Source organism: Mesobacillus subterraneus (genome assembly GCF_003937825.1).
Classification (GTDB): Bacteria; Bacillota; Bacilli; order Bacillales; family Cytobacillaceae; genus Mesobacillus; species Mesobacillus subterraneus.
Genome location: NZ_RSFW01000014.1, coordinates 346,872 through 356,346 on the forward strand (window position 1 = coordinate 346,872; position 9,475 = coordinate 356,346).

Sequence of the window (9,475 nt, forward strand, 5' to 3'; positions counted from 1 at the left end):
TGTTTCCCCCTGTTTCACATCCAAGATTCTTTATAATCCTCAATATACTGTCTCATGCTGGATGGCTTTCTGCCTGTAAGTTTTTCAAAGTCATCCTTTATGCCTTTTGCAAGCCCAAATTTAGTCGGTATATGAATTCCTGCGACTACATTTATAAAACTTTGGTCACTTCCAGTTGAAGTCATGTGATCCTTGAATTCTCTTATTGCAGGATTTGTGTACTCAACCTTCATGTTCAAAATTTCTGTCATCATTTCGGCCACTTCGTAAAAATCCAAAGCCACATCACCAGTTATCGTGTACTTTTTATTTTTGTGTTCTTCTGGTCTCCTTAATGCAATTGCTGCCACTTCCGCAATATCCCTAGCATCGGTAAAGCTCGTTCTCCCTTTTCCTGCCGGTACAAAGATGCGTTTTCGTTCTTTTAGTTCATCCTTCAAAAAATCATTCAGGTTCTGCATAAAATAGCCTGCACGCAAAAATGTGTAAGAGATTTTATACTTTTTAATTAGCTTTTCATTTTTATAATGATGTATGAAGGGCATGAATTGTACATCCTTAACCGAAAGGTAAACAATATGGCGACCTCCTTTTATCTGGAACAAAGCGATAAACTTCTCAAATTCAATACTGTCTCCAGGCGGATACATAAGGAAAATCCCATCTATTCCTTCCAACGCGTCCTCAAATGTATCAGGTTTAGAAAAATCAAGCTCTACAAAGTCATATTCGCTCCCATGTTTTTCCCTCGCGATATTTACATTTCTAACGGCGCACTTTATCGGTATTTGTTTGTCCCTTAATTTCCTGGCGACTTCATGCCCAATCTTCCCATTAAAGCCTGTGACTAATATGCTCATTTGAATACCGCCTCTTCTTTTGATTTGTAGACCAGTCTATATAATTTTTATAAAAAAGAATGCAAGCACCTGTTACCTCAATAGTGCCGGGACATTCTTTGCTGCCAATAAAAGCGGTTCGTTGCTTCCCATCGTAAACGAAAGCAGAAAGGCACCCTCGATCATCGAATTGATGACGATTCCCAATTCTCTTGCCCTGGTTTCTTCATAGCCAGATTCGATCAATTTTTCGGCGAAGACTTGTTGAAAGCTTTCATAGCCGCCCTGGCAGGCTGCCCGGATTGGCTCACTAACCAGAGACGTTTCAAGAGCTACAGCTGCAATTGGAACTCCCTCATGGCTGCCGTCATTTTGGTAACGTCCTGCCAAGTCCAAAATGAAGCCTTGGATAGCTTCAACTGCATCTGCCTTTTGTTCCATACTTCTCTGAATGCCACTTCTTACTAACTCAGCCGTCAATTGCACGGACTCTACAGCGAGCTGTTCTTTGCCATTAGGAAAGTGATAATACAAAGACCCTTTTGGAGCTCCGCTATCCTTTAAGATATGATTGAGACCAGTTCCATGGTACCCTTGCAGCTGAAACAGCCGCGAGGCAGCCTTGATTAATTTATCCCGTGAACTTTCTTTCTCACTCATCGATTTCCCCCACTCCCTCGCCATTATAACGATTGGTCTATATATTAATTTTATCATGAAACAGAGGGACGGTTCTAGTGTTTTTATTTAAAACACTAAAACCGTCCCTCTGTTTTAAAGCAAAAACAGCCAGTTTAAAGTGGACTAGCTATTTTTTATAGGTCCTCTATTCTCCAATGATTGAATGCAACTTTTTTCACTATGCTTTGTGTAACTGGATAATAGGCTTTTTTCTACCGGCATTTCTTTTTCGCAAAATTGCTTAACGCTTCTGTCTTTCTTTACAATGCCATAATAGTATACAAGATCAGGTTCATCTTTGAAGATCACTTTGTAGTGTCCATGAAATACATCTGAGTTAATCAGATGTTTTGGTTCCACATAGTTCATTTCCTGAATCTCATCTGCCTCATACCCTTTTCCATGCAAGTACTCAGGAATTTTGTGGTCCGCTAATGCTCTAATGATTGGATTACCGAAGTTAAGGACATAGAAGAAGCCAGCAGGAATGACAATGAAGATAATCCCCAAAAGAATAATCCAAGTCTTGTTCATAAAAAATCTCCTCTTTACCTATTGGCTGGCATTACTTTTATACCTAAAAAACGCCCACACAACTCCAATGAGTAGCACCGGTATGGCATAAACCTGCCCGACGAACAGCTTCCATCCAACCGTGTTATATCCTTCCGACGCAGGCATAAACACAACAAGAACACAAACAATCAAATACGCCACAATAGGTAACAATATCTTTTTCATAAAAGATGCCCCCTTTATTTTACTATATGTGTAATTTTACACCTTTTAGAAAAATAAGTAAACAAAAAACATGGGGACAGTTCTCCTGTTTTTGGAAAAACAGGAGAACCGTCCCCGTGTTTCACAGCTTTCGCCAAAGCACCAAATTGATTATGAATAATGCAATTGCATATCCAATCACTCCGTATGGCAATGTCAGTGCCAGGAAGTGGAGGCCGACGAGGATGGGGATGATCAGGAATAGCAGGAAGACGGAAATGTCTCCGCTTTTTTGGACGGCGTCGAATGGCTGTGAGAATGCGAGTTCTTTTTTCCCTAACAGGAAGCACAGGACGGTATAAACTAATGCAGCGATCAGCGCGGCAAACAGATCGTCTATTATCCGTACTCCAAACAGGATGCTGAACACTATTGATACCAGCAGGTAGAGCGGCAGGAACAGCTGGAACAGAAACGCTTTTAACGCTGCTTTGTTGATGATTCCAAGGCTGGCCACCGGTGCCACTTGAAATACCCAGCTACCCTTGTACGAGCCGGAATGCGCGAGCATCATCACAGATGCAGGGATGACAAGCAAGACGGAATAAATCGTCATATAGTTCCGGCTGGCTGTGAATTCCTCAAAAGTCATCCACGAATAGCTGTTGAACATGAACACGAACGGGATCACGATTGCAAACCCGAGTGAAGGGTAGACCTTCAGCTTGAAGTCGCGCTCATTTTTCATCATCCTGCTGGCAAAACGGAAAAACTGCAGCTCTGCCTTCGATACAAAGAAAGGCACCGACCGCAATAGCTTCCACCTGCTGCTGCTCTTCTTTTTGCCAGATTGGCTGGAAAGCTTCTGCAGATTCCGTTCAAAATCAGGAATCATCTTTAAATAAACGACAATCGAAACGACCGGCCCAATCACAGCAAATGCTGCCAGCAGGATGATTCCTGTCGCCGTCCTTCCCCCCAGTAAAAGGTCAAACAGTCCGCCAAACCACAGCGGCGGGAGCAGCAGCTGCCACCAGCTAAAATCAAACTGATAAGTCAAATCCACGAATTCAAACGACCGAATGACCACCTGGTATCCAACCATCATCGCAATCGACAGGGCAATTTGTACATAGTTGATGATATCCTTCAGCTTTTCGCCATCGAAAAATCGGAGGATGAACAGATATAATAATGCTGTGAACGCAATGATGAAGATGTCGGCCAGCACGAATGTACCCAACAACAGCAAGAAGAACAGGAATCCCTTGACGAACAGGCTGACAATCAATGGGATCAGCGTAATCGCAAGCGTGATGTACAGCATGTAGATGGTCACATGGAGCAGCTTCGCCATGCTCACCGTCTTCGAGTTCACCGGCTTCGTCGACAGCACGCTTTTATCGCGCAGGTCAAGGAGCACTGATGAAAAATCGGAAATCAGCGTCGTCATGACGATGAACATGAAGATGCTGAACAGGATCGACACTTGAAAAAGGTATGTATCCTTGAAAAATAAGAATGGGATGAGCATCAACCCGAATAAAGCGTAAATCCATAATGATTTGAAAAACTCATTTTTCTCCGGTTTGTCTTTCTTATTCCCGGATTGCTGAAAAACCGTCGGCTTCCGGCGCTGGTCCATCGTCAATTTGACCTGGAGAATCCGCCGCATCGTCTTGTATTCAATCCCTAATTTTTCAAAGAGGGGCTGAAAGAGGTCGAGCAGTCTTAAAATGAAAAATTGGTCCACCCGTCACCCCTCCTTAACAATCGAGACGAATTCCGCCGCCCGTTCCTGATGCTCATGAAACCCTGTCATCTGGTTGAAGATGTTTTCCAGCGTCCCCTCCTGGCTCTGACTCTTCAATTCTTCAAAACTGCCATTGGCTACAATGTAGCCGCCGTGCAACAGGACGATGCGATTGCTGATCTTCTCGACGACATCCATGATATGGGACGAATAGAAAATCGTCTTTCCTTCCGCCGCGAATCTGGCGAGAATCTCTTTGAAAACCATCACACTATTCGCATCGAGTCCCGTCAGCGGCTCATCAAGGAACAGCAGATCCGGATCATGAAGAAAGCTCGAAACAATCAGCGTCTTCTGCTTCATGCCCTTCGAAAAAGAAGAAATGCGAGAATGATAGGAATCCCCCATGCCGAACACCTCGAGCATCGCCTTCGCCTTCCGGTCCGCATCATCATAATCCATCCCGTACAGCTCCGCCACAAACGTCAAATACTCCTGCGCCGTAAGCGAATCATACATCTCCGCCGTCTCCGGAATATAGCCGATCCTTTTCTTGTAGCCCTCACCCTGCGTGGCGATGTCTTCTCCGAAAATCTCGATTTTGCCAGAATAACCGCCCTCCAGCCCAAGCATCAGCTTCACCGTCGTACTCTTCCCAGCCCCATTCGGCCCTATATATCCAATAATCTCACCCTTATTAACCTTTAAATCCACCCCCGTAAGCACCGCCTTGCCCCCATAGGACTTCCTTAAATCAGTAATCGATAACACTTCCAACACATAGCCCCCTCTTGTAAAAATGGGTTAAAATACCATATTATCATGTTAACACAAAACAGAGGGACGGTTCTCCTGTTTTTGGAAAAACAGGAGAACCGTCCCCGTGTTTCACACAAGCATTTGCACGACTAATGCGATGGTCATGACCCTTAGGATTGGTTTTACGAAGCGAGGCTGGAGTTTGCTGGCTAGCCGGACGCCGATTTGTGCTCCGGTCAAAGAGCCGAGCATGAGAGCGATGGTTACTGGCCAGATCACCGTGCCGGTGGATATATAGGTAATGGCCGCGCCGAAACAGCTTGAAAACGTTGCAAGGCGGACGTATCCCACCGCCCGGATGTAACCAATTTTTAAATAACCAAATAAATAAAACATGAGCGTACCTTGACCCGGCCCAAAGAGCCCGTCATAAATCCCGATGGCATATAAGCCGGTCACGCTTTTACCATTTACCTTCATTCGCTCATCGCCGGAGAAATCCCCCTTCCCTATAAAAGAAGCAATGAAAGCAAAAATCAGCAGGCCAATCGCAACAACATACATATCTTCACTTGATATTTTTAAGGCAATAAACCCACCGCTAATTCCGCCAATCAAGCTTACAGGAATAATCCAAAACGACTCCCTCAGAGTCAATTTCTTTTCTTTATAGAGATAATAAAAGCTAGAAAAAGAACTGATCGTATTCGAGACTTTATTCGCGGCAATCGCTGAATGCACGGGAATCCCTAAGAGAAGCATCGCAGGCAGATTAACTAATCCCCCGCCTCCAGCTATCGTCCCAATCGCAGTTGCAAAAACCCCGATTAAAAAAAGAATGACATAATCCATATTCTTACACCTCCTAACTTAATTATATGGCTGGTGAGTTGATAAGAAAATTTAATGTTTTAAATCATAATACATAAGAAAAAGTTATTGATAGCATGAAAAATACCCAATCCCGCATATACTTAAAATTGCTTTTATATTACCAATTCTTTATATTTAACTTAACTAAGTTATGGAACGTGAGATATTCTAGCAATGGAGGAGGAAAAATGAATATAACTATTAATAAGAAACTCTATGATTTTATTACTGAAGACCCCTCGATTCTCACTGATAAATGGTTAAGCACGAGAGCCAACACCCCATCAAGTGTATACTCTTGCGATAATCATCAAGCTGAAGGCCGATTAAGGGAGCAAAATGGTCTTTTTATCCGGACGGTAGCCAATGTACTCATTGCAAGCGAGGACACAGTTAATCAAGAGATTAAAGCATGGGCACAAACCGTTGCGTTGGACCGTGTAGAAACCAGGACTCCCATTCACGAAGTCATTCACCAATTCAAGATATTTAGAGGTATTTTTTGGGACCATATTCGTGAGTTTGTTTCAAAGCATAAAGGGGAAATTTCCGAGTCAGACATTTTTCATTGGAGTTCTTTGATCCATTCCACATTCGATACAGTTATAGGAACTTTCGCTGAACAATATTTTACTTATTACAGCGGCAGACTTTCCGTTCAAAGTGAATTGATCAATGAATTGAGCGTCCCGATCATTCCACTTTCAGATACCATAGGGGTACTGCCGCTTATAGGGGAAATTGATACTCAGCGGGCGAGGTACATTACAGAATCTGTATTGATGCAAAGCAAAGATTATCATTTAACACATCTTTTTATTGATTTATCAGGTGTGTCCATCATAGATACCATGGTAGCAAACCAGTTATTCCAAATAACCGACATTTTAAAGCTAATTGGAGTAAATGTACATATCAGCGGAATCCGGCCAGAAATAGCCCAGACAGCCGTCCAACTAGGAATTAATTTCAACAAGATTCCAACCCAGGCGAACTTAAAGCAAGCCTTAAAAGCTAATAAAATCCTCATTTCAGATATTCATTAAACGGAAAAACAGAGGGACGGTTCTCCTGTTTTTGGAAAAACAGGAGAACCGTCCCCGTGTTTCAAAAAAAGTGCGCCAAATCCTCTCAGGATCGGCGCACTTATTATTCATTCAGTCTCTTTCTCTTGCTTTTTGTGTATCTCTGATGTTTTTCTGAACGGTTATGGCTGCGAAAACACTGAGTACGAATGACATAGCGTAGAAGCCTTTTTCACTTAGAATGATGCTGCCTGCATTGTACAGTCCAATAGCCATCAAGGAAATCGATACGATAAGCGCAAACCAGCTGATGCCATAGTAAATGCCTGTAACTGGTATGCCCTCTTCCTTATCACGTACAGCTTTTTGCAAAGAAACGGCAGCATAAAGACCGAAGATCAGAACGGCAAAATAATACCCTTTTTCGTTCAGTTCCATCCCAGCATTGAACAGCCCGATCAGATATCCTGAAACACCAACAAGCAGCGCTCCCCATGAAGCACCCTTAAAGGCCGAAGTAGGTTCCCCCTCTTTCCTTTCCACCCTTACCTTCGGCTTGCCCTGCTCCCCATTATTCAATAAAACCTCATGCTCATTAGACATAAACGCCTCGCCTCCACCCTTTAAACATATGTATAACATCACTGAATCAGTCACGTGATTATACCTAAATACATTATACATAAAGTATTTACAAATAATAGATGAATTTGTTCTTATTTCCAGAAAACAGAGGGACGGTTCTCCTGTTTTTGGAAAAACAGGAGAACCGTCCCCGTGTTTCACTGCACCGTCAATTTCACTTCCTGGTCCAGGTATTTCATTGTGTTATAGCCTGAGATGATGAGTTTTTTTGGAATCGGGTTGTCGCCGCTTAGTTTGATGGTTTGATCTATCAAGAAGTGACGCGGTTGTTCGATTTTTTCGAAGTCGAGTGGCCCGATTTTTTCCGTGTCGTATTCGACTCCGTTTTTGTCCACGATTATACTCTTCCCATACATTTGCATCTCCTGGATATCTTGCTCATTTTCACCTATTAAATTTAAATGAAGAGATTCGTATCCGCGATTCTGAACGTCGTGATTGCTTATGACAAAGCTGGTCGTTCGCCCCACCTCAATTTTATCAATACTGATGGTGCTTCCTGCGTATTCAAATGTCTGAGGATACTCCTGATTGACATCCAGTTCGATGACCTTATCGTCTTCGAATGTAAAATAAGCAGATTCAAAACGCACCTTGACCTCCTTTGGCTTTTCGCCGAAAAGCGATCCATAATGTGTCTGAAAAGGATTCCAATTCCCAGCTGGCTGTAAATACGTATGGGCACCGCTATATCGGTCCGCCTTGAATGTTTTATCATTCACTTCCAAGTCGCCTAAATTAACAAAGTCCAGCCTTCGTTCTGGCTTTTCTGCTTGAATTCCAAATCTTAAAATCGTAGCGGTAGGAGCAAGAATCAATTTCTCAAACCGCACTGGAACCCCTTCTATTTCCGTTTGTCCATTCAAGACATATTCAATCGAAGGGCGTTTGGTCACTGGGACCTCGAAGACCCACTCACCATTTTTATAATTAAGCTCCTGATTAAATAAAAATGATACAGAGGGATCTGCAGGCATTAGTTTTGTGAGTTTCGAGGCTCTGATTTTCATAGTCCCGTTCTCTTCTCTGAGCGGTCGCAGAGCCACCTTTCCGTAGTACACATTGCTTTCTCTTTTATTCATGTTCGTCTCGAGATCAGGAAGAATAAATCCCGGATAGGTTTCATGGCTCATGATTTCATTTTCATTTTCCACATAAAGGCCATCCTCATAATTCATAAAATATTGGCTGTCTTCACTGGTATCTTCAATTTTATAAAAAACAAGCGTCTGAACTTCATCTGCGACCACCCCGGTGATTTTGACCTTCACCCCATTGTTTTCAGCTTCCAGGTTCACTCTTTCCCCCAGGCCTTTTTGTAAATAAACCCGCAACGCCTCGTCTTCTTCTGTTAATCCATAGTAGGCGTAATGAAAAGCGCCTGTAATGAAAGCCAGCCCGAAGATAACGGCGAATACACTGGTAAAAACAAGGCCCATTCTAAGACGTTTTTTCTTCTTCCGCTTACTATGCTCATCTTTCTCTGTCAGCCTCTTTTGGACATTCTCCATAAAATTAGCCCGGTCAGGTACATCAACATCCCATCTGGATTCGTCCATCAAGCTGACCGTAACATCCTGAAAACTGGCCAGATCATCCTGGCAATCATAGCAATGGTAAAGATGCTTCTCAAACTCAATCTTCTTCGGACGGTCCATGGATTTCTCCAGGTAGTCGAGGTAGTGCTTACGATACTTCCCGCAGCCAAGATAGGTTCCTCCGTCCAATTGTTGCCTGACGGTTTGAATCGCGGTGAAAAGAAGCTCCTTCACCTTTTCCGTCGACCCTCGTAGAATATACTCGGTTTCCTCGTGGGAAAATCCCTTTACATATGTAAGCAGGAACGCCTCTTTTTCTGCACTTTCCAGATTCTCCAATGCTATGTGCAGCTTCGAATCCTGTTTGCCACCATCTAGCGAAAGCACCCGGCAATTTTCAATGAAAACCGAAGTCACCCACAAATCGAACGAAACATCATTTTTAAAACGAGGCAACTCCCTGTGCACCCGCACAATCGACCGATAAAAAAGCTCCTCCACCCGCTGCGGATCCCCCAGATAAAACCAACCCAGACGATAAAAAGAACCCAACCGCCCCCCAAACCAATCAACCACAGACCCAACCCCCTGCCCACGCAAAGAAGCCAATGCAACATAATCCATTTTCGCCGGAATCATCTA

General features: G+C 43.3%; 10 protein-coding genes. 1 reads left to right on the top strand and 9 read right to left on the bottom strand.

All coding sequences use genetic code 11. From position 1 onward, the window contains the following. Nucleotides 1-14 precede the first annotated feature (14 nt). The 7 genes from EJA10_RS13655 to EJA10_RS13685 all read right to left on the bottom strand — a co-directional run bounded on the left by EJA10_RS13655 (nt 15) and on the right by EJA10_RS13685 (nt 5,604). Nucleotides 15-860 (bottom strand): SDR family oxidoreductase, encoded by an 846-nt coding sequence (locus EJA10_RS13655; RefSeq protein ID WP_125480546.1) that lies wholly within the window; start codon nt 858-860, stop codon nt 15-17. Between the two features lie 72 nt (nt 861-932). Beyond that, nucleotides 933-1,499: a TetR/AcrR family transcriptional regulator gene (locus EJA10_RS13660; protein ID WP_125480547.1), complete on the bottom strand. Its 567-nt coding sequence runs from the start codon at nt 1,497-1,499 to the stop codon at nt 933-935. A 144-nt stretch (nt 1,500-1,643) separates the two neighbouring features. Further along, nucleotides 1,644-2,054: a DUF3139 domain-containing protein gene (locus EJA10_RS13665; protein ID WP_125480548.1), complete on the bottom strand. Its 411-nt coding sequence runs from the start codon at nt 2,052-2,054 to the stop codon at nt 1,644-1,646. An 18-nt stretch (nt 2,055-2,072) separates the two neighbouring features. Then, on the bottom strand, nt 2,073-2,261 hold the full coding sequence (locus tag EJA10_RS13670) for a DUF4017 family protein (protein WP_125480549.1): 189 nt from the start codon (nt 2,259-2,261) through the stop codon (nt 2,073-2,075). Between the two features lie 121 nt (nt 2,262-2,382). Then, nucleotides 2,383-3,993 (bottom strand): hypothetical protein, encoded by a 1,611-nt coding sequence (locus EJA10_RS13675; protein ID WP_125480550.1) that lies wholly within the window; start codon nt 3,991-3,993, stop codon nt 2,383-2,385. A gap of 3 nt (nt 3,994-3,996) precedes the next feature. Next, complete coding sequence (locus tag EJA10_RS13680; protein WP_425462094.1) at nt 3,997-4,773, bottom strand: ABC transporter ATP-binding protein; 777 nt, start codon at nt 4,771-4,773, stop codon at nt 3,997-3,999. A 108-nt stretch (nt 4,774-4,881) separates the two neighbouring features. After that, on the bottom strand, nt 4,882-5,604 hold the full coding sequence (locus EJA10_RS13685) for a sulfite exporter TauE/SafE family protein (protein ID WP_125480552.1): 723 nt from the start codon (nt 5,602-5,604) through the stop codon (nt 4,882-4,884). A gap of 209 nt (nt 5,605-5,813) precedes the next feature. On the opposite strand from EJA10_RS13685, the gene EJA10_RS13690 reads away from it, so the two are divergent. After that, on the top strand, nt 5,814-6,671 hold the full coding sequence (locus EJA10_RS13690) for an STAS domain-containing protein (protein ID WP_170169139.1): 858 nt from the start codon (nt 5,814-5,816) through the stop codon (nt 6,669-6,671). A 111-nt stretch (nt 6,672-6,782) separates the two neighbouring features. Here the strand turns inward: EJA10_RS13690 and yiaA are convergent, their stop codons facing one another. Both yiaA and EJA10_RS13700 read right to left on the bottom strand, forming a co-directional pair. Next, nucleotides 6,783-7,253 (bottom strand): inner membrane protein YiaA, encoded by a 471-nt coding sequence (yiaA, locus tag EJA10_RS13695; RefSeq protein ID WP_125480554.1) that lies wholly within the window; start codon nt 7,251-7,253, stop codon nt 6,783-6,785. Nucleotides 7,254-7,432: 179 nt separating this feature from the next. Continuing rightward, a complete protein-coding gene (locus EJA10_RS13700; RefSeq protein WP_170169140.1) occupies nt 7,433-9,409 on the bottom strand; it encodes a DUF4179 domain-containing protein in 1,977 nt (658 codons plus the stop codon). Nucleotides 9,410-9,475: the final 66 nt, after the last annotated feature.